This is a genomic window from Winogradskyella poriferorum, from assembly GCF_050618035.1.
Classification (GTDB): domain Bacteria; phylum Bacteroidota; class Bacteroidia; order Flavobacteriales; family Flavobacteriaceae; genus Winogradskyella; species Winogradskyella poriferorum_A.
Genome location: NZ_JBODPY010000012.1, coordinates 1 through 509 on the forward strand (window position 1 = coordinate 1; position 509 = coordinate 509).

Consider the following 509-nt stretch of genomic DNA (forward strand, 5'->3'; position numbering starts at 1 on the left):
ACCACAGTAATGGTTTGAACTAAAGTTGTATTGTTATCACAAGCATCAGTAAGTGACCAAGTACGTGTAATCACAGATTCGTTATCACAAGCACCATCAGCAACACTATCGGTATACACAGCCTCAAGGCCAGCTGAACAGTTATCTGCTTCGTCAGTTACATCACCAGTAATAGAAAGATCGTTTATATCCACGTCACATTCTACTGTAATATCAGCAGGAACAGTAAACGTAGGCGCAGTAGTATCAACCACAGTAATGGTTTGAACTAAAGTTGTATTGTTATCACAAGCATCAGTAAGTGACCAAGTACGTGTAATCACAGATTCGTTATCACAAGCACCATCAGCAACACTATCGGTATACACAGCCTCAAGGCCAGCTGAACAGTTATCTGCTTCGTCAGTTACATCACCAGTAATAGAAAGATCGTTTATATCCACGTCACATTCTACTGTAATATCAGCAGGAACAGTAAACGTAGGCGCAGTAGTATCTACCACAGTAAT

1 pseudogene is annotated in these 509 nt (G+C 40.5%); it reads right to left on the reverse strand.

Annotated elements, in window-relative coordinates:
* A pseudogene (locus ACRHOC_RS14715) lies at nucleotides 1-509 on the reverse strand (gliding motility-associated C-terminal domain-containing protein); the annotation flags it as partial.